The sequence below is a fragment of the Nostoc sp. ATCC 53789 genome (assembly GCF_009873495.1).
Taxonomy (GTDB): domain Bacteria; phylum Cyanobacteriota; class Cyanobacteriia; order Cyanobacteriales; family Nostocaceae; genus Nostoc; species Nostoc muscorum_A.
Genome location: NZ_CP046703.1, coordinates 4,604,760 through 4,630,300 on the forward strand (window position 1 = coordinate 4,604,760; position 25,541 = coordinate 4,630,300).

Annotated in this window: 27 protein-coding genes and 1 pseudogene; 11 read left to right on the forward strand and 17 right to left on the reverse strand. The window is 42.6% G+C overall.

Going from position 1 to position 25,541, the window contains the following annotated elements; all coding sequences use genetic code 11:
• Positions 1-53 precede the first annotated feature (53 nt).
• A pseudogene (locus GJB62_RS18985) lies at positions 54-488 on the reverse strand (DUF202 domain-containing protein); the annotation flags it as partial.
• Between the two features lie 170 nt (positions 489-658).
• On the opposite strand from GJB62_RS18985, the gene msrA reads away from it, so the two are divergent.
• Positions 659-1,327, forward strand: coding sequence for a peptide-methionine (S)-S-oxide reductase MsrA (gene msrA / locus GJB62_RS18990; RefSeq protein ID WP_114082883.1), 669 nt, complete (start codon positions 659-661; stop codon positions 1,325-1,327).
• Between the two features lie 162 nt (positions 1,328-1,489).
• Here the strand turns inward: msrA and GJB62_RS18995 are convergent, their stop codons facing one another.
• From GJB62_RS18995 to GJB62_RS19010, 4 genes are all read right to left on the reverse strand, one after another.
• Positions 1,490-2,683 (reverse strand): serine/threonine-protein kinase, encoded by a 1,194-nt coding sequence (locus tag GJB62_RS18995; RefSeq protein ID WP_114082884.1) that lies wholly within the window; start codon positions 2,681-2,683, stop codon positions 1,490-1,492.
• A gap of 43 nt (positions 2,684-2,726) precedes the next feature.
• Positions 2,727-3,821 carry a dTDP-glucose 4,6-dehydratase gene (gene rfbB / locus GJB62_RS19000; RefSeq protein WP_114082885.1) on the reverse strand — a complete coding sequence of 365 codons (1,095 nt, stop codon included), beginning with the start codon at positions 3,819-3,821 and terminating at the stop codon, positions 2,727-2,729.
• Between the two features lie 52 nt (positions 3,822-3,873).
• A complete protein-coding gene (locus tag GJB62_RS19005) occupies positions 3,874-4,869 on the reverse strand; it encodes a glycosyltransferase (RefSeq protein WP_114082886.1) in 996 nt (331 codons plus the stop codon).
• Between the two features lie 132 nt (positions 4,870-5,001).
• Entirely contained in the window at positions 5,002-5,703 is a 702-nt protein-coding gene (locus GJB62_RS19010; protein WP_114082887.1) for a DUF6391 domain-containing protein, read from the reverse strand.
• A 1,099-nt stretch (positions 5,704-6,802) separates the two neighbouring features.
• Here GJB62_RS19010 and GJB62_RS19015 point away from each other — a divergent pair.
• Positions 6,803-6,994 carry a hypothetical protein gene (locus tag GJB62_RS19015; RefSeq protein WP_114082888.1) on the forward strand — a complete coding sequence of 64 codons (192 nt, stop codon included), beginning with the start codon at positions 6,803-6,805 and terminating at the stop codon, positions 6,992-6,994.
• Positions 6,995-7,205: 211 nt separating this feature from the next.
• On the opposite strand, the gene GJB62_RS19020 is transcribed toward GJB62_RS19015, so the two are convergent.
• Both GJB62_RS19020 and crtH read right to left on the reverse strand, forming a co-directional pair.
• On the reverse strand, positions 7,206-7,610 hold the full coding sequence (locus tag GJB62_RS19020) for a hypothetical protein (protein WP_114082889.1): 405 nt from the start codon (positions 7,608-7,610) through the stop codon (positions 7,206-7,208).
• A gap of 422 nt (positions 7,611-8,032) precedes the next feature.
• Positions 8,033-9,523: a carotenoid isomerase gene (gene crtH / locus GJB62_RS19025; protein ID WP_114082890.1), complete on the reverse strand. Its 1,491-nt coding sequence runs from the start codon at positions 9,521-9,523 to the stop codon at positions 8,033-8,035.
• Positions 9,524-9,922: 399 nt separating this feature from the next.
• Here crtH and upp point away from each other — a divergent pair, with 399 nt between their 5' ends.
• The 3 genes from upp (at position 9,923) to GJB62_RS19040 (ending at position 11,409) form a co-directional block, all read left to right on the forward strand.
• Positions 9,923-10,573: a uracil phosphoribosyltransferase gene (gene upp / locus GJB62_RS19030; RefSeq protein WP_041566344.1), complete on the forward strand. Its 651-nt coding sequence runs from the start codon at positions 9,923-9,925 to the stop codon at positions 10,571-10,573.
• Positions 10,574-10,650: 77 nt separating this feature from the next.
• A complete protein-coding gene (locus GJB62_RS19035; RefSeq protein ID WP_114082891.1) occupies positions 10,651-11,004 on the forward strand; it encodes a hypothetical protein in 354 nt (117 codons plus the stop codon).
• A gap of 126 nt (positions 11,005-11,130) precedes the next feature.
• Positions 11,131-11,409, forward strand: coding sequence for a YggT family protein (locus GJB62_RS19040; RefSeq protein WP_012410570.1), 279 nt, complete (start codon positions 11,131-11,133; stop codon positions 11,407-11,409).
• A 224-nt stretch (positions 11,410-11,633) separates the two neighbouring features.
• Here GJB62_RS19040 and GJB62_RS19045 read toward each other — a convergent pair whose 3' ends face one another.
• Positions 11,634-12,065: a hypothetical protein gene (locus GJB62_RS19045; protein WP_012410571.1), complete on the reverse strand. Its 432-nt coding sequence runs from the start codon at positions 12,063-12,065 to the stop codon at positions 11,634-11,636.
• Positions 12,066-12,282: 217 nt separating this feature from the next.
• Here GJB62_RS19045 and GJB62_RS19050 point away from each other — a divergent pair, with 217 nt between their 5' ends.
• On the forward strand, positions 12,283-12,894 hold the full coding sequence (locus tag GJB62_RS19050; protein ID WP_114082892.1) for a hypothetical protein: 612 nt from the start codon (positions 12,283-12,285) through the stop codon (positions 12,892-12,894).
• Between the two features lie 300 nt (positions 12,895-13,194).
• Here the strand turns inward: GJB62_RS19050 and GJB62_RS19055 are convergent, their stop codons facing one another.
• The 3 genes from GJB62_RS19055 to GJB62_RS19065 form a co-directional block, all read right to left on the reverse strand.
• On the reverse strand, positions 13,195-14,397 hold the full coding sequence (locus GJB62_RS19055) for an alpha/beta hydrolase (RefSeq protein WP_114082893.1): 1,203 nt from the start codon (positions 14,395-14,397) through the stop codon (positions 13,195-13,197).
• Between the two features lie 287 nt (positions 14,398-14,684).
• Complete coding sequence (locus GJB62_RS19060; RefSeq protein ID WP_114082894.1) at positions 14,685-15,611, reverse strand: shikimate dehydrogenase; 927 nt, start codon at positions 15,609-15,611, stop codon at positions 14,685-14,687.
• Between the two features lie 90 nt (positions 15,612-15,701).
• Positions 15,702-15,854, reverse strand: a complete 153-nt coding sequence (locus GJB62_RS19065) for a lmo0937 family membrane protein (protein WP_012410576.1) — start codon at positions 15,852-15,854, stop codon at positions 15,702-15,704.
• A gap of 325 nt (positions 15,855-16,179) precedes the next feature.
• On the opposite strand from GJB62_RS19065, the gene GJB62_RS19070 reads away from it, so the two are divergent.
• Positions 16,180-17,118, forward strand: coding sequence for an alpha/beta fold hydrolase (locus GJB62_RS19070; protein WP_114082895.1), 939 nt, complete (start codon positions 16,180-16,182; stop codon positions 17,116-17,118).
• A gap of 143 nt (positions 17,119-17,261) precedes the next feature.
• Here GJB62_RS19070 and GJB62_RS19075 read toward each other — a convergent pair whose 3' ends face one another.
• The 3 genes from GJB62_RS19075 to GJB62_RS19085 all read right to left on the reverse strand — a co-directional run bounded on the left by GJB62_RS19075 (position 17,262) and on the right by GJB62_RS19085 (position 20,596).
• On the reverse strand, positions 17,262-17,912 hold the full coding sequence (locus GJB62_RS19075) for a sigma-70 family RNA polymerase sigma factor (protein WP_159402534.1): 651 nt from the start codon (positions 17,910-17,912) through the stop codon (positions 17,262-17,264).
• Between the two features lie 222 nt (positions 17,913-18,134).
• Positions 18,135-19,508, reverse strand: a complete 1,374-nt coding sequence (locus tag GJB62_RS19080; RefSeq protein WP_114082897.1) for a DUF2330 domain-containing protein — start codon at positions 19,506-19,508, stop codon at positions 18,135-18,137.
• Between the two features lie 260 nt (positions 19,509-19,768).
• Positions 19,769-20,596 (reverse strand): RnfABCDGE type electron transport complex subunit D, encoded by an 828-nt coding sequence (locus GJB62_RS19085; protein WP_114082899.1) that lies wholly within the window; start codon positions 20,594-20,596, stop codon positions 19,769-19,771.
• 273 nt (positions 20,597-20,869) lie between these two features.
• Between GJB62_RS19085 and GJB62_RS19090 the strand changes: the two genes are divergently transcribed.
• Positions 20,870-21,547, forward strand: a complete 678-nt coding sequence (locus GJB62_RS19090; RefSeq protein ID WP_114082999.1) for a polysaccharide deacetylase family protein — start codon at positions 20,870-20,872, stop codon at positions 21,545-21,547.
• Positions 21,548-21,629: 82 nt separating this feature from the next.
• On the opposite strand, the gene GJB62_RS19095 is transcribed toward GJB62_RS19090, so the two are convergent.
• Both GJB62_RS19095 and GJB62_RS19100 read right to left on the reverse strand, forming a co-directional pair.
• Complete coding sequence (locus tag GJB62_RS19095; protein WP_114082900.1) at positions 21,630-22,061, reverse strand: DUF6006 family protein; 432 nt, start codon at positions 22,059-22,061, stop codon at positions 21,630-21,632.
• A 171-nt stretch (positions 22,062-22,232) separates the two neighbouring features.
• Positions 22,233-23,210 carry a carbohydrate kinase gene (locus tag GJB62_RS19100; RefSeq protein ID WP_012410582.1) on the reverse strand — a complete coding sequence of 326 codons (978 nt, stop codon included), beginning with the start codon at positions 23,208-23,210 and terminating at the stop codon, positions 22,233-22,235.
• 363 nt (positions 23,211-23,573) lie between these two features.
• On the opposite strand from GJB62_RS19100, the gene GJB62_RS19105 reads away from it, so the two are divergent.
• Positions 23,574-23,837 carry a helix-turn-helix transcriptional regulator gene (locus tag GJB62_RS19105; protein WP_012410583.1) on the forward strand — a complete coding sequence of 88 codons (264 nt, stop codon included), beginning with the start codon at positions 23,574-23,576 and terminating at the stop codon, positions 23,835-23,837.
• A gap of 282 nt (positions 23,838-24,119) precedes the next feature.
• The gene (locus GJB62_RS37115; RefSeq protein WP_209271450.1) at positions 24,120-24,293 is read left to right on the forward strand and encodes a hypothetical protein; all 174 of its coding nucleotides are present in this window, start codon (positions 24,120-24,122) and stop codon (positions 24,291-24,293) included.
• An 82-nt stretch (positions 24,294-24,375) separates the two neighbouring features.
• On the opposite strand, the gene GJB62_RS19110 is transcribed toward GJB62_RS37115, so the two are convergent.
• Positions 24,376-24,981 (reverse strand): DUF3318 domain-containing protein, encoded by a 606-nt coding sequence (locus GJB62_RS19110; protein WP_114082901.1) that lies wholly within the window; start codon positions 24,979-24,981, stop codon positions 24,376-24,378.
• A 268-nt stretch (positions 24,982-25,249) separates the two neighbouring features.
• Here GJB62_RS19110 and GJB62_RS19115 point away from each other — a divergent pair, with 268 nt between their 5' ends.
• Complete coding sequence (locus tag GJB62_RS19115; protein WP_012410563.1) at positions 25,250-25,510, forward strand: hypothetical protein; 261 nt, start codon at positions 25,250-25,252, stop codon at positions 25,508-25,510.
• Positions 25,511-25,541 lie beyond the last annotated feature (31 nt).

Consider the following 25,541-nt stretch of genomic DNA (forward strand, 5'->3'; position numbering starts at 1 on the left):
TTGTATTTAGTAGTAATTGTCCCCTTTTTCAGATTGAAGTTTGGGGTTGAACTTTGGAAATTTCGAGACTGTGGTTGAGTCGGAAAAGGAGAGCGAGGAAGGACTTTATCACGCCTTAAGAGCAAAGGAATACTGAGAAGTCCCAAAATAATTACTACTCCAGTCATTATCCAAACGATGATCCTATTTGGTTTATAATCTGCTCGTTCAATTTGCCAGAAAACTTGGTTGTATCGCCATGCGGCTAATGCAACAACCAAAATTCCAAAAACTACCAAAGAAACACCCAAATTTTCCGAGTTGGATAATGGATTTACCGGAGTTTCTTGTTGAATAATAGCAATATTTAGCTGTTGCAGAAATATACCAAATCGCGCAATAGCAAAACCAAAACCAATCAATGAAATAGAAGTACGTAGCCAAGCTAGAAAAGTACGTTCGTTCGCTTGATGCTCCCTTTGACGATCAATTTTTGGTATTTTATCCATGAGTACTTCTGACGACTACTTACTTTTGAAAAGTATTCATATTGATGAATAGCATGAACTAGCGCCACAAGGTCAACACAGTCCAGTGAGGACTCTGAGAAAACCCCAAGCGATCGCAAGAATCTTTACAATAGAAAATAAGGTAAAGATATATATCAGAGTCAAAATCAATGGCACTATTCGGATTTGGCAAAAAGCAAGTTATGCCCACACCAGAAGAAGCTTTGTCAGGAAGGGCGCAGTCTATGTCAGTACCTGCTGCTCACTATGTCAACAATAATCCTTTAAAAGCTCCTTATCCCGATGGATTAGAGAAAGCAATCTTTGGCTTGGGCTGTTTTTGGGGTGCAGAACGCAAATTCTGGCAACTTAAAGGAGTTTACACTACCGCAGTGGGTTACGCTGCTGGATTTACACCCAACCCAACTTATGAAGAGGTATGTAGTGGGCGAACCGGTCACAATGAAGTGGTGCTGGTGGTGTTTGATCCCAAAATAATTAGTTATTCTGAACTACTCAAAGTCTTTTGGGAAAGCCACAATCCTACCCAAGGGATGCGCCAAGGTAATGATGCTGGCACTCAATACCGTTCAGGAATTTATGTATATTCTGAAAGCCAAAAGCAGCTAGCAGAAGCATCACGGGAAGCTTATCAGCAAGCTCTCAACGATGCAGGTTATGGCAAGATTACTACAGAAATCTTAGATGCACCGGAATTCTATTACGCAGAAGCTTACCATCAGCAATATCTGGCTAAAAATCCTAATGGGTATTGTGGTTTGGGAGGGACAAATGTTTCTTGTCCCGTGGGTGTAGTTGAATCGCAAGTGAGCGGTTAGAAAGAAGCAGAGGGGAAGGGAGCAGGGGGGCAGGGGAGACAAGGGGACAAGGGGACAAGGGGTGAGAATTGGGGACAAGTCTTTCCCCTTGTCCCCAATTCTCCTTGTCCCCAAGTCCTCTTGCCCATGCCCAATTCCCAATTCCCAATTCCCAATTCCCAACTAAAATGCAGCTTTGAGCAAAGCGATCGCTCGAACCCAGAGCATAATACTAATAGGCGCTCCAATTAGAATACCAGCGATCGCCCAGCCTCTTTGATGGGCTTTGAATTGTTCAATACTGCGCCACTGTCTACTTTTCCAAGCCCATTCATTGCCTTTGGCACCGAGTGCGATCGCCATTAACCACCAACCATGTGGTACAAAACAGAATAGCCCATACCATACCTGATTCGGCCACATCCACAACCAAGGCATGAGAAATGCGCCCCAGTTCCAACCGAGAATTTCCTCTGGGACTGTTTCATTTTGATTACTTATGCCGCATCCAGAATTGTTAATTATTTCTCTTAACGGTAAAAGCTGACTTCTGTTTGCAGATTTCACAGCCAGACCAGATTTGAGAGCATTCAGCGCTTGGCGAGCATCAGTAAATCGTTGTTCGGGAGCGGGTTCTATTAACTTTTGTAGCCAACTGGCAAAACTAGGACTGAGATTAACTCGGTCTGCAAATTGCAGTCGCAAATCCTGCTGAGGTAAATCAGAGGGGGAAATCCCAGTGAGCAAATGAATCAGAGTCGCACCCAGTGCATAGAGGTCTGAAGCTGGAACTGCTCGACCACCAAATTGTTCCATTGGGGCATAACCATAAGTACCCACAACGGTGAAAGTAACGCCTTCTCTTGCCGCTTTATCTTGTACTGCGCCAAAATCAACCAAATAAATCCGATTATCTTCGCCCCAGATTAAATTACTCGGTTTTATATCTCTATGTAACACTCCTGGGTTTAACTCATGTAAATACATGAGAATATTTAAAATCTCACCGGCGATTTTTCTCGCTCGCTTTTCAGTAAACCTTTTGCCAAGAGCAAGTTTTTCTTTAAGCGACTCACCAGGAATATATTGTTGTATTAAGCCAAACCAGAGAGTGCGATCGTCGATACAAAAATAATCTATATATCTAGGAATGCGGGGATGATTTAGCTGTTTAAGAATTTGTGCTTCTCTCTCAAAAAGTTTTAAATCATCCCACTGTATAGTACCGCCAAAGGCTAAAAGTTTGACCACAACGGTCGAATTTTCGCCATCAGAGGCTTGTAAATCCTTTGCAAGCCAAGTTTGACGAATTCCATTGTTACCAAGTTGGTGTTGGATTTGATAACGATCTTGTAATATCTGTTCTGGTTGCAGCATCTTACACCTGCTGGCAGTTTACGCCGATCTGATTCCCTTATATTCAAGGATAGTCATTATCTAGAGAAATTGTGGGAATGAGATAATTTTTGCGATAGTAAGCTTGATATTCCGCAGACAGCAGAGGTTCCCACCAATCACGATGATTGAGATACCATTCAACAGTTAAACGTAAACCCTCAGCAATTGTTACAGAAGGTGTCCAACCAAGCTGAGTTTTAATCTTGTTCGCATTAATTGCATATCTCCGATCGTGTCCCTGTCTATCCTTGACAAAAGTAATCAAATCCTTTGCTGGACGTATTGGTAAATCAGGTGCTAATTCATCCATCATTTCACACAAAAGCTGCACCAGGTTGAGATTTTCCACCTCATTGTTGCCACCAATATTGTAGGTTTCCCCTGGTTGACCATGATTGATTACCACATCCAAAGCACGACAATGATCGACCACATAAAGCCAATCCCGCACATTTTTACCATCGCCATAAACAGGTAATGGTTTACCTATTAAAGTGTTGATACACATCAGGGGAATTAGCTTTTCGGGAAATTGATAAGGCCCGTAGTTATTAGAGCAATTTGTGATAATGGTAGGAAGCTTATAAGTATGATAATAAGCACGCACTAAGTGATCGCTACCAGCTTTGGAAGCTGAATAGGGACTATTAGGAGCGTAAGGTGTAGTTTCCGAAAAAGCCGCATCATCTGGACCCAAACTACCGTAGACTTCATCAGTCGAAACGTGTAGGAAACGATAATCAGATGGCTGTGCTTTAGCCTCCCAATATTGGCGAAAAGCTTCCAGCAGCGTGAAAGTTCCCACCACATTAGTTTGCACAAAAGCCGCCGGCCCAAGAATCGAACGATCAACATGAGATTCAGCAGCAAAATGGGCGATAGTATCTATATTTTCAGTTGATAATAGGTTGTCTATGATGGTGCGATCGCAAATATCCCCCTGCACAAACCGAAAATTCTCTCTTCCCTCAACCGCCGCCAAATTCAGACGATTCCCCGCGTATGTAAGCGCATCCAACACCACCACACGGTCATCTGGATAAACCTGACACCAGTGATGGACAAAATTCGCCCCAATAAACCCCGCACCCCCAGTAACTAATAACCGCCGACTCATTCAATTTCCTCTCTTCTCTGTGTGATCTGTGCGCCTCTGCGGTGCGTTTCTATTACTTAAAATATTTCTTCCTCAGCTTCCCATATATCCTCTGAGCGAGTAATTTTGCCATACGTATTCTCGTCAAACTCTTAATATTAGATGGCTGTTGGATCTTGTGATCAAAAAACTCATTTAACTCATCTAGAATAACTTGGAAACGCTTAATAATATTTTCAGTCCGATGCTCAGTGAAAAAATCTTCAGATAAACTAAAAGTTGCTGAAGAATCAATCACTTTCAGAATACGTTGCACATCATATTCTTGAGAATATCCAGCAATTTTATAGCAATTAAATCCAGGATCTAAGTAATCTGCCAGTCCTCCGTTAACACTAGAAAATACCTGACAGCCACAGGCAAGAGCTTCCATTGGTTGTAGACCAAATCCTTCACTAACGCCCTGTTGTGCCCAGTACTCAGCCGAATCATAGAGGTAAACCTTAGCTCGGTTAAATAGTCCAGGTAAATCCTCTATATATGAATCAACAACCAATACTTTACAACGTTTTTGCAACGCTGGAATCAATTCTTTAATTAAATACTCAGAAGATTTTCGAGCCTGGACTAAAACATCAATATCCCGTTCTAGACCTAAATTTTGAAACTCATCAGAAATTTGGTTGGGTAAATAATAAATCAGAGAATTAGGTGATTTTTCTCCCCAATACCCCATTGTATAGCGGCTAACAGTAACAATCGGAATACTCGCAGGTAGTCTAAATGGATAACCTGGACTATGTGCATGATAAACCACATTGTATTGCTTAAGTTTAGCCACGAGTTGAGCTATATCAAATCCCCAACTGATGACAAAAATTACATCACTTAAATTTTTCTCTTTTAGTAAATCATCAATAAAAAGCTTATCTTTTTCTCGCTGACGGTAAGTTACAACATCAGCACTACAGAAATTCTGAGCCAGATTAAGTGCTTTTAACTCAGCCCAAAGACCACCACAAGCAAATTTGCCATCTGTACCGGGGAGTAAGAAGTAAAGTTTTCTCATAATTTTATTAGGGAATTGGGAATTGGGAAGAGGACTTGGGGACAAGGAGAATTGGGGACAAGGGGAAAGACTTGTTTCAAGTTCTCACCTCTTGTCCCCTTGTCCCCTTGTCCCCTGCTCCCCTGCTCCCTCTCATTCTTGCCAACCCACTTTAACAAAATGTGCATCACGTCCCCAAACGTCGCGTGTACGGGTAATATTTTCAATTGCTAGATTAAAAGGAATGGCAGTTGTTAAGTAACGCTGGGCCATAAAACCTAAATCAGGTGCGAGTTCAGCTGCTGTCGTCGCTGCTAGCCCCAAACCTATAAGTTGCTCGATTGGTCGAAATGGTAGTAACAGATGTACACCAACAGCTAGTCCAGCTGTTAAGAGCATTGCTACCGATAAATTTGTGCCGCAACGGGGATGTACAGCTAAATCCCATTCTCCATTGGTGAGGCGATGTCGAGCAAGTGCTACCGCACGGCGCAAATCACTAATATTTACTTCACCATAAAGGTAAAATCCATGCTCAGTAGACAAACCACCTAATAGTTCGTTATCTGGCTGAACGTTAGTAGCTTTTCCTTTAGCAGGTTGGCCACTTTGTGAATCACTAAGAACCCAAACAGTGGCGTGTTCTAAGGCGTGAACCTGTCGGATCATCAAAATTTCTTTCAACCCTGGAATAAATGATAACTGCCTGAGTAAGTCAGCATCTTGTGTGGGTTGGGGAAAGTCTAAGGGACGGTATTCTGGGTTCGGAACTTTCTCAGATACAGGTACTCTAAGATCAAAGTTAAAAAAATCAAAGGGAGACGAGCCACCCTGAAAAGAAGCAGAAGTATTCATTGGAACACCACTCTCCAAGCCGATGGAGCAATATAGATTTCTCTCAAATGTAACGCTTGCACCACTGAATTGTTGCTAATTTTTGTGGTTAATTGTTGAGTTTGGGTATCAAGTATGGGGCATTGGGCATTGGGAATTGGGGATGGGCAAGAGGACAAGAGGACAAGGGGACAAGGAGAATTGGGGACAAGGGGAAAGACTTGTTTCAAGTTCTCACCTCTTGTCCCCTTGTCCCCTTGTCCCCAAGTCCCCCTGCTCCCTTGCTCCCTGCTCCCTCCCTTCTTCTCCAGTCCTACATCTGTTCTGCTGAATGTGGAAAGGAATTCTTTGTTATAAACCTCGTCTACCTTGAGAACCGTAGTTTTGTAGCGACTGTCTTAAAAGTCAAGCGATCGTTAACAAAAAACTGGGACGGTGAACGTTGGCGCAACTGAGGAACGCTGCGCTAAAAGCGGTCTTATTTAACCAAGGTTGGGACCGTCTACTACTGTTTCTAAGATACAAGGTTGGGTACAGCGATAGCGTAACCCAACATAAATAAGCTGGTAATGTTGGGTTGCGTTTCACTCCACCTAACCTACTAGCGCGGCAAGCTTAATTTGTTGGGTTTAGTCATCAGAGAATATTTTTTTGTTGTTGGATTTTCTAGATTGTTTGAACCCAATATTTTAGGCTTGCCGCACTACTACATAAAGATATCTTTTAAAAAACTCTAGGTTTCAACATAGATAAGGTTTATATGGGTTTGTGGGAGCGATCGCTCCCACAACATCTAAAATTAGATGAGGTTTTTGTGTTGTCTAAGCTTAATTTTTAGCATTATAATTTATACTTTTTTATCACTACAGCAAGCTTTTAGCCACAAATACGACTTTGTGCATTTAGCTCAAAGGTTCTAACGAAGTGCAAGACATAAGCTTCCAACTAGCTGCAAGGCATGGGGCTATTCTACACTGGAATCAGAGAAGGTGTGTTTAACTGACTTAGATGTAAAAACTGGGGAGTTTTGTCATACCTTCTCGGCGTTGCTGATGAAGTGCTTACCTAGTGTGGTAAAACTTAACTTAAATTCTGTCAGTTACTAACGGAGTTGATAGGAATGGGTACTTTAATTGTTATTGGCTTGATAGGGGTTTATGGAGGTGGCGTTTGGAAGTTTTGGAATGGATTTGGACGGACTAATTTTAATCAAACTTTGAGCAATCGCATTGGTTTATCCTTGCTATGGCCAGCTTTGTTTATTACGAATCAATCCTATCGTCGAAACTTTAGAAAAGCGTTGAAGGGCTAGAGTTTAGTATTAAGTATAACGTCATCTAAATGTTACGGTGGCGTATATCCCAAATATCAATCTAACCCACCAACCCCCTTTCCCTACTAGGGAAAGGGGGTTGTCTTTGATCATCCTTAAAGGAGAAGAATTAGGGGAGGAATAAATTCGTAGTGTTTACAAGTGAAACCTGTTAACAATTGGGAAGTATTTTCGCTGATGAATTTACGAATTATTTGCCATTGGTCAGTAGATGGATTGCTGCACCTACAGCTGCACCATCAACAGCATTCCCAAGGGTATCTCTGCTATCGCCAGTAACTACGCCAGTCACTGCGCTAGCACCTGCACCGACTCCAACATCTTGACCAATATTCCGGTGATGGCGATTGCGAGTGTTTCTTAGACCATTTGCACCATTGACAGCTGCACCAGTCACACCACCTTTGACAGCATTGCCTAATACACTACCATTTCCCCTAACGGCTCCGGTGACGACATTGGTAACAGCCCCAATACCTGCATCTCGTAGTACTTGGTCATCAGCAGCAGCCGGTTTAGCAGGAACCAAAGTTACACCAGCTAAACTTGCAGCCATGAGGCTGGGTAGAAGTGTGCGTTTTAGGATTTTATTCATTGTGTTACCTTCTCAAAACATCAAACAATTGGCTAAAAACCAAAGTTACTATAGTCAGATAAAATTTGATTTTTTATCTTAACAACAAAGCAACTATTTATTGTTCGAGAACATATACATAGTCACATTTATCAAGTCATAACGGCATCTACTGAAAGCATGAATATATATTAAGCCCTGAGAAGGCCTTGCTAATTTATTCGCTGATACTAGAGATTACATATTGACAAAATAAATCAAAGATGCGTCTTAGATTTTTCGGATATCAAAGTTTTATTTTTCATGACTAGCAAGCGATTTTTGACGAGCAGTCGTATAGGGTAAACCCTATCTATCTAAAGGTAGGTAGCAAAATAATTAAACTAACTCGTCTGGGTTAATATTTAATTTTCTTAGTTGAGTAGTCAGGTGCTGCGATCGCATTAAAATCCTAAATCTACAGCAATCCGGTGCGCGCAAGCAAACCCAGAAAAAGCTACTGCATTCAATCCCTGACCAGGAAAGGTACTATCCCCAACACAATAAAGTCCTGGAATGGCTGTGCGATTAAAGGGCATCTTCAATAACCCCCGCAACTTACGCCTGGGAATTGGCCCATAAGTGCCATCCTGACGACCCAAAAAGCGGCGATGGGTGCGGGGTGTGCCTACCTCTAGATAATCCAATCCAGCATCTAAGCCAGGAAAAATCTTCTCTAGGCGGTCAATAATTCGCCCAGCCGCCTCTTCTTTCTTCGCTTCGTACTCGCTTGGAGAAAGTTCTTGCCAATCATCAATCCAGTGAGGCGTGAAGGCATGAATGATGTGATATCCACTTGGCGCTAAATCTGGGTCAAGCAATGTGGGAATCGAAACAAAAATTGTCCCTTCCACTGCTGTCATCTTTTCCCAACCTTCCAGCAAAATATGGTGGCACTCTGTCCCCGCAGGTAAAACTGACTCTTTTACCCCTATATGTAAACTCAAGAAGCTGGGAGATTTTTGATAATTTTGCTGCCATTTTTTCTCATTAAGCGGTATTTCTTCTGCTGGTAGTAGTTGCTCAAACGTATCCCAGCGTGTGGCATTAGAAACTATGCGTTTACCCCGATATGCTTTACCATTCGCGAGTTGCACACCTACCGCTTTTCCCTTTTCTGTGAGGATTTTCGTGACTCTAGCTTGGTACTGAATCTTACCCCCAGCTTTCTCTAGACCTTCCACCAGTTTTTGAGCAATTTGTCCTACTCCGCCTTTAGGATAGTTAACTCCGCCATAATGCCTGTCAGAAAAGACCATCCCAGCATTAATCATGGGTGTCATGTCTGACGGAACCACCGACCAGCAATAACATTCCATATCGATAAATTTTAGTAGTTCGGGATCTTTGATGTAGCGTCTGGCAAAATCCCCAGCATTTTGGGGCAGATACTTAACTAAACCGAGACACGCCAAAGGATGCTGGAAAAATACCCGCAGTAAATACCGGGGTTCTTCCAACGACAGTAAATCCATGCTGTTGAGACACTTGAATACTTTTTGGCATTCGTCATAAAAGCGACGAATCCCTTTTTCTTCATGGGGAAAATGAGCAATAAGATTTTGCAAAAATTTTTCATAAACCCGGTCAACCTTCAGGTCTAAGCCTTGGGGTAGGTGATAGTGAATTTGCACCGGATCTGCGATCGCATCTTGGCTAACGTTCACAGCTGCCAAAGCGCGGGTAAGCAAGTTTGTAGTGCCGTTTTGTCCCAACCCAAAAATCATCGATGCGCCAACATCAAATCGATAGCCTTGGCGTTCAAAATAACCTGCGCTACCGCCTGGAATCAAATAACGTTCCAGCACCAACACTTTCGCCCCCTTAGCGGCTAGTTGGGTCGCTGTTACTAACCCACCAATACCAGACCCAATCACGATTGCGTCATTTGTCATTTGTCATTTGTCCTTTGTCCTTTGTCATTTGTACTGAGCGTATCGCTAAAGCGAAAGCTCCGCTAACGCGTAGCCTCTCGTAGAGAAGTATTTGTCCTTTATCTAGAGTCAATGAATATTTAATTTAACTAATGACTAATGACCAAGGACTAATGACAAATGACAAATCAAAAAAAAGAGGGACGAGCCTGCTACTGCTGGCTAATCCCGTCTGCCGATCCTTAAAAGAGAGGAGAACACTGGATAATAATATAGCTTTGATTGAGAATAGATGTCAACTACTAATGAAATAGTTTCTCAATAAATTGGAGAGTATTAATTTTAGCTGTCAGCCGGATGCAGGAAAGAGTATTATGGTGTTTCAGTTCTTGTACAATAAAAAGTCGCCTATTTCTGGCTATGACGCTACAATTGCGCGTTTATGTTCCACCCCATCCCCTGATCAAACACTGGCTGGCAGTCGCCCGTGATGCAGGCACGCCTTCAGTATTATTTCGCAGCGCCATGACTGAGTTGGGAAGATGGCTGACTTATGAAGCTGCGCGAGACTGGTTGCCGACCCAAGAAACAGCAGTACAGACTCCTTTGGATACCTGTCCAGCAACTGTGATCGATCCGCAAATACCAGTAGCAGTAGTACCGATTCTGCGAGCTGGACTAGGATTACTCGAAGGAGCGCAGACTTTATTACCTTTAGCATCGGTTTACCATCTTGGCTTGGCGCGAGATGAAGAAACACTGCAACCTCATTGTTATCTGAACAAGTTGCCAGAAAAATTTGACCCCCAAACACGAGTGTTAATTACCGATCCTATGTTGGCAACAGGAGGGTCGATCATGGCTACAATGGCAGAATTAACACAACGGGGTGCCGATCCTTCCCTGACCCGGATTGTTTGCGTAGTGGCGGCTCCACCAGCTTTGCAAAAACTGAGTGAAGCTTATCCAGGTTTAATTGTTTACACCGCTACTATTGACGAAAAACTCAACAGTAAGGGGTTTATTGTACCGGGATTAGGAGATGCAGGCGATCGCACATTTGGGACTTAAGCTAGTATGCAGCTAGGGCAGATAAAGATAGCATAACTACTGTAAAAGTTGCAAGGTTTGTTGAAGGCGGTAAAGATATGAGTCAACGAGATGGTTTTAGCAGTGGTTTTTTAGCAGGGGCCTTTGTCGGTGGCGTATTTGGCGGTGTTATCGGCGCACTGATTGCTTCTCGACGCAATCCAGAATTGCTAGCAGACGACGAGGTAGAACTGACGGATAGCCAAGTTGAAGCGAAGAAAATAGCAGCAAAGCGCCGTCAGATGAAAGCCTCAGAGAGTGAGAGCATCGGCATAGAAACAGCTAGGCGATCGCTAGAAGATAAAATTGCCCAGCTAAATGCCACAATTGATGATGTGCGAAAGCAGCTAGGAAATGTAAATGGCGATTCACCCCAAGCCAACAAGGATCGCACCCTCACTAAAGACTCCTGAAATTAGTTCCGGCGTGGTGAAAATGTCTGGTGTGGAGTAGCACATCTGCAAACTCCATGACATAGACTAAATTAAAATTAGAAAGACAAGACCGCGTTTGACACTTAGTAGGAAACCAAGCCATCTATGAGTTTACTGATTACGACACTAGTTACCTTTGTCACCTTTTATAGCTATTTGCTAATTATCCGGGTTTTGTTGACCTGGTTCCCGACAATCAACTGGTATAACCAGCCATTTGCCGCTTTAGCCCAGATTAGCGATCCTTATTTGAATCTATTCCGCTCAATTATTCCCCCATTGGGCGGCATGGATTTTTCTCCGATCTTAGCTTTCTTAGCACTCAACTTAGCTGGCGATCTTCTGAGAACCTTAGCTCGTTTGCCATTCGCGCAAGGATTTTGATTGCTACCCCAATAAAAACTTTTGTAGAGACGCAAATTAAAATTTGCGTCTCTACAATTTTTATTGCGTCTAAAATACTGACTGGAAAACCTCTTCTTGTGCGGACTAACGCATCGTCTCCTAAAATCTCAAATCTAAAATTGGTAAGCTAAAAATCTTTTAATTTGTATTCGCCAAAAATAAATTTCTTGTGGGGTGGGGATTAGTTATGCAAATTAAATGCCTTACCTACGCACTTGACCACTAAATCCAGCAGCCTTAAACTGCTTCAGCTTCAACGGAGTCGGTTGATTTGCTGGTACAGTAATTCTCAGTTGAAAATCGCTAATCCCTGGCGGTACTTCAGTAATAGAACCTAATCGAGTGCGGTTTTGCATCACTGAGTCATTGTTGGCATCATAGATGCGTCCAAAAATATCTGCGTCGTAGACTGTTTTATTAGTGCCATTTTCTGCTTTGCCAATGACAATAAAACAATTGGCAGCCGCGCTACCACTACTGATAACAGCCCCTTGTGCCAGTTCTGGTGGACAATCTTTATAAGAAACATCAAATAATTTAATCTGTGTCAAGGCTATAGCAGGGGGAGTAATCACCCACGATAGCAAGGCGATGAGACAGGAAATAAAAACGACCGTGAGTGACCGCAACCGCATACAAGACCCCGTTACTTAATCCAAAAATATGTAACTTATAACCTCAGCTTACCTGAATTTAACTACAACAGGATTGAAGACTTTAATTTAACCTTTTGTACCCACTGTTATCAGAGGTAGGATTCTTGTGATATCCGCATAGGAGTTATCAAAACTCCCCTACACACTCTAGAAAAAGTAATAATTAGGGAAATAAACCCTCAATTGCGATTAACTTATGACACCAGATGAGATTGAAGCATCTATGCTCGCAGCCTTTAATGATTGTGATGCAGCAAGCTGTCCTCTCACTGACACGCAGAAACAGATTTTACTGCAAGTGGTCGAGCAAATTCAGGGAAATTCTATCTCTAGGGCATCAGATATTGCTAATCCTTTAGACGAACTTACGCCAGAGGAGTTAGAAGCATTTTTACAGTTTGTTAAAGATGAAGAACAGCGCAACCGCACTTGGAAAGTGCAATTACTTAATGACTGGCTGCTAGAAAATGACTCTGGAACAGTACAATTTATCCGGGAACGCTATGGTTTGCAGTGGCTGAATCGGGTTGAGTCATGCCATTTTGATAAGTATTCTTATTTTGAGGATGCACTAAAGTTAAGAGTAGGCGATCGCATTGAAGTTTCCAATGCACTATGGGAATGGGTGCAAAAAGATGGGCCTTGTAAGCGCGAATGGTTTCCTTGTATGGTGATTAAGGTCGAGGAAATTAGCAACGGTGATGATTCCTCTACTAACTGCGTCGTCCGCTTCTTCAACGGCGCTGAGTATGAAATTCAAGGAATCTACGAATGGAATCGCTATAACTGGCGTTGGCCGCAAAAATAGTAGGGTGCTGAGTACTGATTAAATTTAAGGGATTTCCAAGAAATAAATTATCCAAGAAAACGAACCACAGAGGCGCAGAGGGCACAGAGAGATGGAGAAGAGAGAGGATTGTTGTATGAGATTTTTGAATGTTTTTTAATTTGGAAGTCCCTAATTGAGCCTTTGAACTTCATTAATGAGGCTTAGAACTCCATTCATCCACCTTTAATACTCGTTCATCCACCTCAGAACTCTGTTGATGAGTCTTTGATACTCGTGAATGAGTCTTTATGCTCTGACTGCTGCTCTATGTTAATAAAATTATTGCTTAAACAACGCCCAAGCCAAAAACCTCTCGGTATGATACAACGCTAATTGATTGCTCACACCGTTGAAAACTGCATCAAAAGCGTGTTCTGCCCAAGGAATTTGTAGAAAAACCGCAGTATTACCAGAGTTATGTAAACTTTCGTACATCTGCCTGCCAAATCGCGCTTCCACCAAATGGTCACGACTGCCGTAAATTAATAAAGTTGGTGGTAAAGGGTGCGTCAAGTAATTTATGGGTGAAGCAATTTTATACTGATTAGGTAATTCTTCTAATGAACCACCGAGAAATGCTTTTAAAACAGCGCGGGTGTTGATAGGATCGGGAACTGGTGGCGTTTTGTATCCTTCAGGCAAGTTAACAGGCCCGTAATAGTTAATTACAGCAAGAATGGGCGGTGCATCTGGCTGATAAGCCGCTAGCATTGCTAGGTGCGCTCCCGCAGAACGTCCTATAAGTACCATACGTTCTGGATCGGCTTCATAACTTGCTGCATTTTTGCGAATAAAATTTAAGGCTGTACGCACATCATCTAACTGAGATGGAAACTGATATTTAGGTGCGTGTCGATAGTCGATCGCAAATACTGTATATCCTTGATGAGCGATATATTGATTAAACTCAGAATTGGCATGAGGGTTTCCATATTGCCAAGCTCCACCATAAATTACTACCACTGCTGGATATTTCCCTACCTGTGGTGGTTGGTAAACTTCCATTTTTAAAGGAACTCCCGCAGGAGAAGCAAAAAGAATATCTTTTTGATAACGGATTTTACCTAATGCAATACCCCGAAAGGAATTAACTAAATCAAAGGGATGGGTTTGCATTTTAGCCCTTACTTGGACTGGAATTTGCTCTAGATAGTACGTTCCCAATCCTTGTTTCATTGCTTTATCCATCTGCATTTGAGTTAGTGGGATATTCGCCAGCACCCATGCACAAAGTAGCAATCCTATTGAATTGAAAATAGAAGCTAAACGCCGTATTTTATAGCGACGGATGCAGAAAAAAGAAAGCAATAAAGAGAATAAATTTAATAACAATAACCAAGGACTGACTTCTGGCGCTCCCACCGCTAGCGTGAGTAAAGACATATTTGGAGCCGGAAGAAGAATCCAAGAACTAAGAAATAGGCTTGCAAAACTTAGTAAGAATACAAGCCATGATAAAACTATTTGGGGTTTGGGAAACATAAATTGGAATGCGTTAATAATGACTGCAAAGCAAATAAATTAGCCCCGGCGAATGGAATATCGCGGCTACACAAACATTCGCCCTTGGCGTTACCGTTAGCGCAGCGTCTCCCTCATGAAAAGGGTAGCCCACAGACGTGGACTATACAACCACTTATTTTTTACCACCTATTGGTGTGTCTATAAACCTCGTACAAACAAGGTTTATAGACACACTTTAAGAGCTACTTACGCATTTTAAAAAGTTATCGCTAAAAGCAATCTAGCTCAAGAAAATTATTTCTCCATCAACCTAAGCCCAAATGCTTTTGCAAAGCTTGGCGCATCACTTCTACAGGTATATTTTCCTGCTGCAACCAAATTTTTAATGCTGCTACCCCTTGCTGGACTAGCATTTCTAAGCCATCGATCGCAATTGCACCTTGTTTTTCAGCTTGCTCTAGAAATTGCGTCGGTTTAGGGATATATATTAAATCGTAAGCGATCGCACCTGTTGGTAAATTCGCTATTTCTTCTCCACTCAAAGGCGACTCGTCAACTTTGGGATACATCCCTATGGGGGTTGTGTTTACCAGCAGATTAGCTTGGGGAATTAGCTTTGAAAGTTCTTCCCATTGGTGAACTTGCAAATTTTCACTTATAGGTGAATTGCTCCAACTATCGCGGAATTCTTGTAATCTCTGCACATTCCGTCCAACAACATGAATTTTCGCAAAACCTAGTTGGTGACAACCTGCTACAACTGCCCTGGCTGCGCCACCATTACCTAAAATTACCGCTACCTTCTGACTCCAATCTTGCTTGTAGGTTGTCTGCAAAGGGGCGATAAATCCTTCTATATCTGTGTTTGTCCCCACCCATTGGTTATTTTGGCGACTAACCGTATTCACAGCCCCTATCATTTGAGCTAGAGGGGTAATTTCTGAGAGCAGGGGCATGATTGCCTGTTTGTGGGGGATTGTAACACTAAAGCCGACAACACCAATAGCGGCAAAGCCTGCGATCGCTACTTCTAAATTCTCTGGTGCTATGGGAAAGGGAAGATAAACATAATCTAATCCTAAATTAGCGATGTCTTCTCTACGAGAGGCTTCGCCAACGACGAGCTGCGCTAACGCAGCATTATGCATTGCTGGCGACAGCGAATGTTCCACCGGATGTCCAATTACCCCTAGCAGTTTGGTTTTACCCGTAATCAATTTGTCATTTGCCATTTGTCAATAAATCAGTAGTGATTTTTCCCTGCTCAATTCTTATAACGCAAGGATTCCAGTCTTTATTATCACTACATATTTACCCAATTCTCACACATCACGGGCTTTGAAAAAATTGTAAATGGCAAGCGCAATAGCTATAAGTAATACTGCATGAATTAAATTTCCAGCAATATGAAGTACTAATCCTAATGCCCAAAAAGCAACCAGTACAACAACAATACCCCAAAGTATACCTAACATATATTTACTTTTAGTAAGGTGATTTTTATTTGTTCAGATATTTTATCGTCTAACTTGAGTTTTATCCTATTTGCCTTAAGATAGATTTGGAAATTTAAATCATCTTTCTTAAGAAGTAATTTGAAAGCATTTATTATTTTTGAATAGCTAGATTTATATATTTATGCCATATAGTAGCAGCACTTTCAAAATTACAATCCCCATAAATAATTTTAGTAACTTGTATCCTTTTTTTTCTTCGGTGAAGGCTCAAGAGTCAAAAGTCAAAAGCTAAGCCTCTGCTCTACACTACAATTATTAAAGCTACTTAACAATTCTTTGAATCATGCAGGCAACTACAGCCCCCTCTACAACCCCAATTTCTGGTAAATATTGGCAGTGGCGCGGGCACAACGTTTACTATGTGCGTGCGGGAGAGAAGCAAGCGCAACGTCCGCCGTTGCTTTTGGTACATGGATTTGGTGCTTCCACAGACCACTGGCGCAAGAATATCACCGGATTGTGTCAAGATTTTGAAGTATTTGCGATCGATCTTTTAGGATTTGGGCGATCGGCAAAACCAAAATTGCAGTACAGTGGCGACTTGTGGCGCGACCAACTCCATGATTTTATCAGTGAAGTAATTGGTCAAAAAGCAGTATTAGCGGGTAATTCCCTTGGTGGCTACGCTGGCTTGTGTGTTGCAGCACAACGTCCTGACAGTGCTGCTGGTTTAGTTTTGCTCAATAGCGCCGGGCCTTTTAGCGAAAGGCAGCCTACATCTGAGCCTGAAGCTTTACAATCAGAAATTCAGGCTCCCAAACAATCGGCCAATTTGCAAAAACTTCTTGGTGACGGCACTAAGTGGATTTTTCAACAACCTTTAGCCCAGTTTTTGTTATTTCAGTACGTGCGACAACGTTGGGTAATTCGCCAAACTCTAGAAAAAGTTTATCTTGACAAGAGTGCCATTACAGACCAACTAATAGAAGAAATTTCTCGCCCTGCTTACGATCCTGGTGCGTTGGATGTGTTTGTTTCAGTCTTTAGCACTCCTCAAGGGGAAAAAGTTGATGTGCTACTAAAGCAATTAACTTGTCCTCTATTAATGTTGTGGGGAGAAGCTGACCCTTGGATGAATGCTAGAGAACGTTCTCAAAAATTTCGTCAATATTATCCTGAACTCAGGGAACACTTTTTAACAGCCGGTCATTGTCCTCATGATGAAGTACCCGATAGAGTAAATCAACTTTTAGGGGATTGGGTTTTATCTATCAACAATTAATACTAACCTCTCACTGTCTTGAACTTGATTAAAGTCTGTCCCTCTCCGACTTGGAGAAAGATAGATTTTGGTTAGTCAAACCAGGGAGAGGTCTTTTTATCTTTGGAAAAGTTTGCAAGGAACTGGCTCTCCTTTTTCCTTATTTAAAACAATCCCTCCGATTCAGCGAATTTACGCAAACGTGGTATACACTGGCGCTGATAAAAACTGCTTAACGTTGGAATTGACAAGCTAAACTCCTCAGATAATTCTTTCCAGCTAACTTCAGGAGGCAGGCGTTTAAGAATTAACACCTGACAATTCACATCTGGTCGTCCTTTAATAGAAGTACGGCGCAGTTCTCCATCAGAATCGGTCTGAGCCCATGTTTCCAAGTCTTCCAAAATGGGAGGTGCTTGGGGGCTAGCGGGGAGATTATCTACAGGATCGATTGTTTCACTTGTTCCACCCGATGTAGACTGACGAACCCGAAGAGGCACTGTGGTGGCTTGTTCCCGGTTCTGGTTAATGTAAAAGTCTTGTAGTCTACGTTTTAGGTAAGCATTTAGCCAGGTAATGATACTCCCATAGTTGGGGTCATAGATTTGACCAGTCAAGCCATCACAAACATTGCGGCAGAAATACAACCAAGTTTGTTGTAGTGCATCTTGATAGTAGGGAGTACCTTCCCTCCAGAGTCTATTTGCTGTCAAGCGAATAATTTGCGTGAGCAGCTTCTGACGCTGAGGACTTCCAAGTGGGTGTCCACAGGCTTCGGTAACTAAGCGGCGTAGCTGTTCATCGAATTGAACCATGACAATCTTGAGGCAGAAAGCAAGAATATCTTAGTATTGCGTATAACAACGCCACAAAAAATTACCTTTCATCAAGATATTGGGAATTGGGAATTGGCAAGAGGACTTGGGGACAAGGAGAATTGGGGACAAGGGGAAAGACTGGTTTCAAGTTCTCACCTCTTGTCCCCTTGTCCCCTTGTCTCCCCTGCCCCCTTGCTTCTTCCCCAAACCTCAGTCGCCTCAATATAATCCCAGCCAAGAAAATAAATTTTCCCACCAAGAATATGTCAGATTACCAACACTCAGTTTCATCTTGTTGCGAATGTCTTGGATCTTCCAATTTGTGAGTTTAGCCAGAGTTTGGGCCTCTTGTTCAAAACGCTTGGGCAAAGACCGCTTATACTCTCTACCCGCCTGACATTTGAGTTCTCCTTGGAACGGATGTTGTAAAACATAACGCCCTTGGAAAAATTCACTGTTAGCAGTTTGTTGGAATATCAAGTCTTCAGGGAATTTGTCGCGGGTGTAGCGGACATGCAATCGGGAGATGAAGACATCACTTCTAGGAAAGGGAGGACGAAACCTTGGCGATACTGGCACATCACTTGGAGAATTGTTATCTAGCCAAAATACGCCTGCTTGCTTAAGCTCATCTGGGGTTAGAGGCTCGGCAGAACAGGGATCGCAACTACCCATATTCCAAGCGTATTCTAAAAAACCAACTTTCTTGTTTTCTTTGGTGTAGGCAGTTTGAAACATTGATTTGTAGAAATCACCAAATTCATCTTTGACAAATAAGGGAACGTTTGTGTCTGAGGGGATTTTCACCGTCCGGTAGTTAGTGATTTCTGCCTGTCCTTGGGGCGAGAGGATGTAGACAATCAAATCCTGCTCTGTCGTGGCATTGATCATGCCTAAACGAATTGGCAGCATGAACTTGGGTGACTGGTAGGAAATTTGTAGCGGACGAAGGAACTGGTAGCCAGATTTCTCGAATTTATTTAAGTTGACTTTGGCAACAAAGAATTTCATTGAGGAGCGGATATAGGGTTTTAGTAACTGTTTCGCACCTCTAGGAATTTTGTAGCCACTGCGTTGGAGCCAAGTTTCTAGTCCGCCAGATTCTTTAGCACTAAGGATCACGATGTCGTATTCGCCGACGTTGAAACGTGCTTCGACTGTTACACCCAAACTAGCATCGTCCCTTGCATTCCCCGCCTCCATTCTTGCTGCTGGCGCTGGTGCTGCTGATAACTTCTGGGGATAAACTGGGGCACAAGGATCTGGATCGAAATATTCAACCAATCGCGGCGCACTAAAAGCATCTAAGCGTTCGATAATCTTGGGTTCCGTAACGCGAACTTGCTCTTTTTGCAGCACTGTTGGCACCGGTACTACCATTGCAAAATCTTTAACTTCGCCTTGAAAATCGTTTGCCATTGTTAGGACGGTGCGATCGCCATCTCGTGCTATCACCACCTGAGAAGCTTTGTTATACAGTTTTGTATCAGCTTTAGCTACATAAAATCCACAAAATGCCCAAGCTGCTGGTGCAAAGCAGAAAACAGCTACGATTGCCAACAATAATGGCGTTAAAATTCGAAAAAACTTCATTATTTTATACCTCTATCTTTTTTAGTGCTGAGTTAGGAGTTAGCAGTAGCCCTTTCAAGGTGACTGGTAAAATCTCTTTTTTCTCTCTGCGCTACGCCAGTTGCTACAAGTCGGGGAACCCGCCCAACGCACTGGCTTCTCTGTGCCTCTGCGGTTTAAAAATAATTTTTCTAACCACAGAGACGCAGAGAACACAGAGTAAAGAGCTTAAAGAGGAATTTGTTGTTAAACAGTTGTTATCGACGTTGAAGGGGCTAGAGTTAGGAGTTAGGAGTTAGGAGTTCTACCCCTGCTTCCTCATCTTTCTCTTGCCAAGCAAACCTTGGGGCTAACCACAAAACATCTAACAGGATGGTCAATGGTGCAAGGGCAAACAGTGCCCAGAAAACTGCTGTGGAAATAAAGAAATAATTCCGCAGGATAAAAGTTAATCCGGCGATGCAGATTGCCCAAACTACCCGCCCAATTCGGGAATTGGGGATCGATCGCGGATCTGTAATCATAAATAGGGCGAACAGCAGCAAAGACCCACTCATCAATCGATGCCAGTAAACATCCCAAGTCCAACCCAGCCAGAGATTGCGAATCGCCTCTAGTAAGGAGTAGGAACCCAAAAAAGCTGCTGTGGTGTCCCAACGACCAACGCGCTGCAAAATCATGCCGCCAGTGCCGGCAAATAATAGCCCATACCACCACTCTTCACCCCATTGTCCCGGCGAAACCCAAGCATCGGGGGTCAAAATTAAGGCAGATATGATGCCAAAATTGGTGGGATTAAAGAAATGCTTATCGCCGACTTTGAAGATAAATTTGCTTGCGATCGCAATTGCTGCGGCGATTGCCATTGTCGTCCAGCAATCAGCCCGCAATAGCAGTCCCAGTCCTAGAGAGGTAATTAAAGCACTGCGAAGATTTGCCATTTGTTCTTTGCCAGTAAGTAATGACAATATCCATTGGGTTGCTAGACTTGTGGCGATCGCTACCCCAATTAACTCTGGTCGCAGCGTCCAATCTCTTGTACCGATTCCCAATACTAGGAACAAGCCGAGAAATAGAATTTGATAATCTCGTATATCTTTGAGCAACATTAATCCTTTGATTCCGGGATTACGCGTAGATTTCTCATCAATCTAGACGAGTGCTAGCTCAAATAGTAATGCTGTTACAGATTTTGTTACAAAGCGACTAGCAAGTTCATGCCCATCGCTTGATATTGCTTAGGGTTTCGAGTTCTAAGCACGAAGTTTTGTGTTCTGATAATTTGGCTAGAATATTGAGACATTGTATGTATGCGGTGCGATCGCCTATCGCAGTTTCGCAAGCAACACCTACAAAAAGTTGTCAGCAGCAGAGAAACGCAAATGCAGCTAGCTCCTCTATTCCCGATTTTCTATCGCATTCTCCAACCGAGTTTTCCCAATTGCCTTTGGGGTGGAAATCCCTATACTAAAGCGATCGCACTCACATTCGATGATGGGCCCCATCCGCAATACACACCAGAAGTTTTGGCAGTATTGGATCGCTACAACATTACAGCTAGTTTTTTTTGGTTGGGTGTTTGCGTCAACCGTTCACCAGCGATCGCCAAAGCTGTTAGCGATCGCGGCCACTGGATCGGATTGCATGGCTACGATCATCGTTCTTTTCCCATGCTTTCCCTGAATGAATTGAAGGGCAGTTTAGAAAAAACCCAAATTGCCATCTACAATGCCTGCAACCTACAACCTGAACAAGTACGAGATGTCCGTCCCCCCAATGGTTTATTTACACCTGCTACTTTAAAATTGTTTTCTCAGTGGAATTACCGCTCAGTTATGTGGAGCGTTGTACCAGAAGATTGGGTAAGACCAGGTATCACCACTGTGGTAGAGCGAATTATGCAGCAGGTCAAAAATGGTTCGCTGATTGTCTTGCATGATGGTGCTTGCGGTGGAAAAGATGTTGCTGCCACAATCCAAATTCTCATTCCGCAACTGCTACAACAAGGTTATAAGTTTGTAACTGTTGATACTCTGTGGCAGCAGGCTAAGACTAACTAAAGTACTAGCCTATCTAAGTTAATAAAATGTGGTGCTGGCGTGTTTAGTTCTCAAAGTTAGCGATACATAATTTGGCAAATGTTTATCTGCGATTACGACATTGTAGTGGGTAGCGCTTACCCCGCCATGTCGTCCAACCATCCGCGATTTTAGTAAGACTGTTGTATTTGAGATACCAGTTATCTTGTTCTACACCTAAATAACGAATACCTAAATCCTGTCTTTTAGTGCTGGAGAAACGTTTTCCTAGAGGAACCCACGCACTACCATTATCACTAAACTGCCCCACGAGACGGACAGCAGAAGTAGTAGAACAAACATCACCACTACAACTAGTTTGTGGATCATCGACTACTTTCCACTGCATTTGGGCTGGTCTACCGTCAATATTACAATCCCAGAGACCAAAGAACCACTCACCAGCAAGCTGACTGGCTTTAGTATGGCTAGATGTCAATACCAAACTTGCAGGAACAATCGCTAAACCCAAAAGCCATTTTGTGATGTTTTTCATAATGCTTCACCAATACTTTAAACTAATCTGTATTTTTTATTCACTTATACCTATTAGCATCGTTGTTTATGCAGCTATAAAGTATAAAGTTTGGCATAAGAATTCTCGTCCATTTTCTAGTCGGGAGTATCAGCCTTTAGTGGCTGATATCCCAGTGGCTTATGTTAGTTCCTAGAGTTGATGTGAGGCTAGAAAAGCTTCAACTTCAGCATCTGTTGGTTGGGAAGCGATCGCACCTGGTTTAATGGTAGTCAGTGCCCCAACAGCACTGGCATAAGTGACGATGCGTTTTGCAGTTTCAGCATCCCGCAAGCTGTGGATGCCGTAATGACTCAACTGGTGGATGAATCCTGCCAGAAAGCTATCTCCTGCACCAGTGGTATCAACTACGGGGATGGAAAAGGAAGGTAATTTGCCTTCGTTCTCACCCAGACAGTAGGTGCAACCGTTTTCGCCATCTGTTACTAATACTCCTTCAATTGAAGCCAAGCGGTAAGTAATAGCTCCAGGATCTGCGGTTTCAAATAGCCATTCAGCTTCTTCTTTGGAGAGTTTGAGGAAATCTACTCGCTTAAATAATTCTGGAATTTTTTGATGAGCGATTTTTGGCTCATCCCAAAATACAGGCCGCCAATTGATATCTAGAACAATCTTCAGATCGTAATGTTCTGCTAACTCTAGGGCGCGGTAAATTGCCTGTTCACTTTCAGGATAGGCTAATTCCAAAGTACCCAAAACCAGAAAATCTGCCTCTTGAAACAGCGCATCTGGCAATTGTTTGGCTTGCAGGCGAGTATCGGCAAATTCTGCGGTGTCATACTGACCAAATCCGGCGAAGGTGCGATCGCCAGCCAGATCCCGTGTAACATAAACTTGCCGCGTTGGTGCTGTGGGGTGACGTTGTACTCCCGTCGTATCTACACCTACATCTTGTAATAGCTTGACTAGTGCATTTCCTGGTTCATCTTCACCAACGGCTCCGATAAATCCTGCTGTCGTCCCCAGCTTGACTAAAGCACAGGCTACGTTAGCTGGTGCCCCTCCTGGATAGGGAGTCCAGGATTTAACTTCTTCCAGCTTTAACCCTAATTGATCGGCTAAACAATCAAACAAAATTTCACCGAGGCACAAAACACGGGAATTGCTCATTTCATTTTAGATTTGAGATTTCGATTTTGGATTAAGAATTTACAGTATAAAATCTACAACAATTGTTGCTAATTTGTCGCCAGTTCTTCATAGAATTAAATAGCATTTTTTACTACTCCATAACATCTATATGCTTCTAATTACCATCGAAATTATCTAAATATTTATACTAAAATACAGACAAAAATAAGTGTTGTATAATACTTGTATATTGTCATGATTTATATTCTTGCCAACTTAAAATCCAAAGAAAATATTGACAATAGTGTTACTGCTAATACTTGAAACCCCTACCAACAAAAGAATCTTCTAGAATTAGAAAGAGTGATTAAGTAGATATACCAAAGGAGGATAGAAATAGTCATGGCTGGTGGCAAGTCTGAGACCCCCGTTAGTCTGTCAGACAGAGAACTGCAAATTATCGACCTAGTGGCCGCTGGCTTAACTAACCAAGAGATTGCAGGTAAACTGGAGATTAGCAAGCGTACAGTTGATAACCATATCAGCAATATTCTGACCAAGACCGAGACTGAAAATCGAGTAGCTCTTGTCCGCTGGGCCTTACAGTGGGGCAAAGTCTGCTTAAATGATGTCAATTGCTGTCTTCTCCCTAACCAGATCGAATAAACAATTTACTAGTAGCAACGTAATTGCTATGGTCTGGTAGAATTGCAAGCCAATTTTGAGGTTGACTGATTGTTTCCCTCCTCACGCCTAAGTTTTCAGTGTTAAACGCTCTACCAAAAGTTCCGAGTCCTTCACTCAGCCGGAGTTTATGTTAGTGGAGCCAGCTGACCCTCGGACTCGGAAACTAAACTTCATCTATGTTGAAACCTAGAGTTTTTTAAAAGATATATTTAACTAGTCTCTCTCTTTAGCGATCGCTCACTCAATTGGGATCTCATTCTTATGGTCTTTTTTGCCCACATGCGAAATCCAGCAACTAGGGAAGATTTGGCGGCGAAGCGGAGTGCCTGGTGCAGGCTGCTAAAATCCTTACTACCAGCCACCGCCGAATCTAGCGCAGTGTTCCTCAGTTGCGCCAAGGTTCACCGTCCCAGTTTTTTGTTAACGATCGCTTGACTTTTAAGACAGTCGCGACAAAACTACGGTTCTCAAGGTAGACGAGCTTTATTGCTACAAATAGGCAACAGAGACATTTATTCTACTTATCATAACTTTCTGGCATACCCACTGGTGATAAGCCTGCGATCGCTCTGAGATTTTGACAACGAATCAACTCAGTAAAATTTAAACCAGAACGCCCTTCAATTTTTGCTACTGCTTCAATTGCTAATAATAGGTGCTGCGCTGCTTCAGCTTCTAAATAACCGCGCCGTTGTGCGATGCGAATTGCTGCTGCATCGGCATTTAACTCTGACTCTTGAGATTTATTAGTGCGCCAAATCCGAAAAGCAGCGATCGCACTTAATCCCCCGGCTATGGCTACACCCACCACATCTGACTGTGATGCTTCTAATAAGCCACCTAACATCCCCACTAGCACGACACCTTGATAAATGTTGGGTTTAAACCACTTCACCCCCGTCAACCAGCTAACCATCTGCAACAGTAGCAAATCTCGTTGCGGCTTGGCTAGGTAACGCCATAAATCGAAATTAATATATATTGGTCGCGTCTGATTCCAGGGTTGAGGAAAGGACGCATCAATCACTTTTGCCTGTTCCGGCTTACTAACGATTTTTGTCGTCATCCGGCCAGAAGCAGGCATTACATCTAATAAACGGCGAATTTCAACATTTGGCTCCATAAATTTAATTATTAGCCATAATGTGCATAGTAATTATTTTAGTTACCATTTGTGTTAACCTTTGATTTGTGAGATGCTCTCGCAATCTTTCTAAATAGTTATTCCATTAGTAAAAATCTCTGTAAATGGCGATTTGTAAATAGTTTAGACAAAGCCATAAGAATATTGATAAAGCAGTTTGATAGTGTGGCGGGATTTTATAGTATCCGTTTGCCCCCAAATTCAAAACCTGAAAGTTTTGGATGACCATTGATATTACTGTAACGATATGGACGCTTTTGCTACCCTCCCGCCTGAATGGACGAATCAGGCAATACACGCTTATGAATTTTGCTGTCCTAATTGCCACTCAACTAGCCGAGAAGCTGAAAAAGTTTGGCTAAATCGGCGATCGCCTGTACTTACAGAAGACCGTCGTCGCAAATGGCAAGAGTTCTATTATTGCCACTGTGGTACTGTGTGGTGGGCTTGGAGTAGCGATCGCCCCCCTAAAGATATATCCAATCAGCCAGATTATAATCCTACATAGCTAATTTTTTTCTAAACAAAACCCCACTTTT

Excerpts from the sequence above, each read along its gene's own strand:
- msrA (WP_114082883.1), top strand. The coding sequence starts at position 659 with ATGGCACTATTCGGATTTGGCAAAAAGCAAGTTATGCCCACACCAGAA.
- GJB62_RS18995 (WP_114082884.1), bottom strand. The coding sequence starts at position 2,683 with ATGCTGCAACCAGAACAGATATTACAAGATCGTTATCAAATCCAACAC.
- rfbB (WP_114082885.1), bottom strand. The coding sequence starts at position 3,821 with ATGAGTCGGCGGTTATTAGTTACTGGGGGTGCGGGGTTTATTGGGGCG.
- GJB62_RS19005 (WP_114082886.1), bottom strand. The coding sequence starts at position 4,869 with ATGAGAAAACTTTACTTCTTACTCCCCGGTACAGATGGCAAATTTGCT.
- GJB62_RS19010 (WP_114082887.1), bottom strand. The coding sequence starts at position 5,703 with ATGAATACTTCTGCTTCTTTTCAGGGTGGCTCGTCTCCCTTTGATTTT.
- GJB62_RS19015 (WP_114082888.1), top strand. The coding sequence starts at position 6,803 with ATGGGTACTTTAATTGTTATTGGCTTGATAGGGGTTTATGGAGGTGGC.
- GJB62_RS19020 (WP_114082889.1), bottom strand. The coding sequence starts at position 7,610 with ATGAATAAAATCCTAAAACGCACACTTCTACCCAGCCTCATGGCTGCA.
- crtH (WP_114082890.1), bottom strand. The coding sequence starts at position 9,523 with ATGACAAATGACGCAATCGTGATTGGGTCTGGTATTGGTGGGTTAGTA.
- upp (WP_041566344.1), top strand. The coding sequence starts at position 9,923 with ATGACGCTACAATTGCGCGTTTATGTTCCACCCCATCCCCTGATCAAA.
- GJB62_RS19035 (WP_114082891.1), top strand. The coding sequence starts at position 10,651 with ATGAGTCAACGAGATGGTTTTAGCAGTGGTTTTTTAGCAGGGGCCTTT.
- GJB62_RS19040 (WP_012410570.1), top strand. The coding sequence starts at position 11,131 with ATGAGTTTACTGATTACGACACTAGTTACCTTTGTCACCTTTTATAGC.
- GJB62_RS19045 (WP_012410571.1), bottom strand. The coding sequence starts at position 12,065 with ATGCGGTTGCGGTCACTCACGGTCGTTTTTATTTCCTGTCTCATCGCC.
- GJB62_RS19050 (WP_114082892.1), top strand. The coding sequence starts at position 12,283 with ATGACACCAGATGAGATTGAAGCATCTATGCTCGCAGCCTTTAATGAT.
- GJB62_RS19055 (WP_114082893.1), bottom strand. The coding sequence starts at position 14,397 with ATGTTTCCCAAACCCCAAATAGTTTTATCATGGCTTGTATTCTTACTA.
- GJB62_RS19060 (WP_114082894.1), bottom strand. The coding sequence starts at position 15,611 with ATGGCAAATGACAAATTGATTACGGGTAAAACCAAACTGCTAGGGGTA.
- GJB62_RS19065 (WP_012410576.1), bottom strand. The coding sequence starts at position 15,854 with ATGTTAGGTATACTTTGGGGTATTGTTGTTGTACTGGTTGCTTTTTGG.
- GJB62_RS19070 (WP_114082895.1), top strand. The coding sequence starts at position 16,180 with ATGCAGGCAACTACAGCCCCCTCTACAACCCCAATTTCTGGTAAATAT.
- GJB62_RS19075 (WP_159402534.1), bottom strand. The coding sequence starts at position 17,912 with ATGGTTCAATTCGATGAACAGCTACGCCGCTTAGTTACCGAAGCCTGT.
- GJB62_RS19080 (WP_114082897.1), bottom strand. The coding sequence starts at position 19,508 with ATGAAGTTTTTTCGAATTTTAACGCCATTATTGTTGGCAATCGTAGCT.
- GJB62_RS19085 (WP_114082899.1), bottom strand. The coding sequence starts at position 20,596 with ATGTTGCTCAAAGATATACGAGATTATCAAATTCTATTTCTCGGCTTG.
- GJB62_RS19090 (WP_114082999.1), top strand. The coding sequence starts at position 20,870 with ATGCAGCTAGCTCCTCTATTCCCGATTTTCTATCGCATTCTCCAACCG.
- GJB62_RS19095 (WP_114082900.1), bottom strand. The coding sequence starts at position 22,061 with ATGAAAAACATCACAAAATGGCTTTTGGGTTTAGCGATTGTTCCTGCA.
- GJB62_RS19100 (WP_012410582.1), bottom strand. The coding sequence starts at position 23,210 with ATGAGCAATTCCCGTGTTTTGTGCCTCGGTGAAATTTTGTTTGATTGT.
- GJB62_RS19105 (WP_012410583.1), top strand. The coding sequence starts at position 23,574 with ATGGCTGGTGGCAAGTCTGAGACCCCCGTTAGTCTGTCAGACAGAGAA.
- GJB62_RS37115 (WP_209271450.1), top strand. The coding sequence starts at position 24,120 with ATGGTCTTTTTTGCCCACATGCGAAATCCAGCAACTAGGGAAGATTTG.
- GJB62_RS19110 (WP_114082901.1), bottom strand. The coding sequence starts at position 24,981 with ATGGAGCCAAATGTTGAAATTCGCCGTTTATTAGATGTAATGCCTGCT.
- GJB62_RS19115 (WP_012410563.1), top strand. The coding sequence starts at position 25,250 with ATGGACGCTTTTGCTACCCTCCCGCCTGAATGGACGAATCAGGCAATA.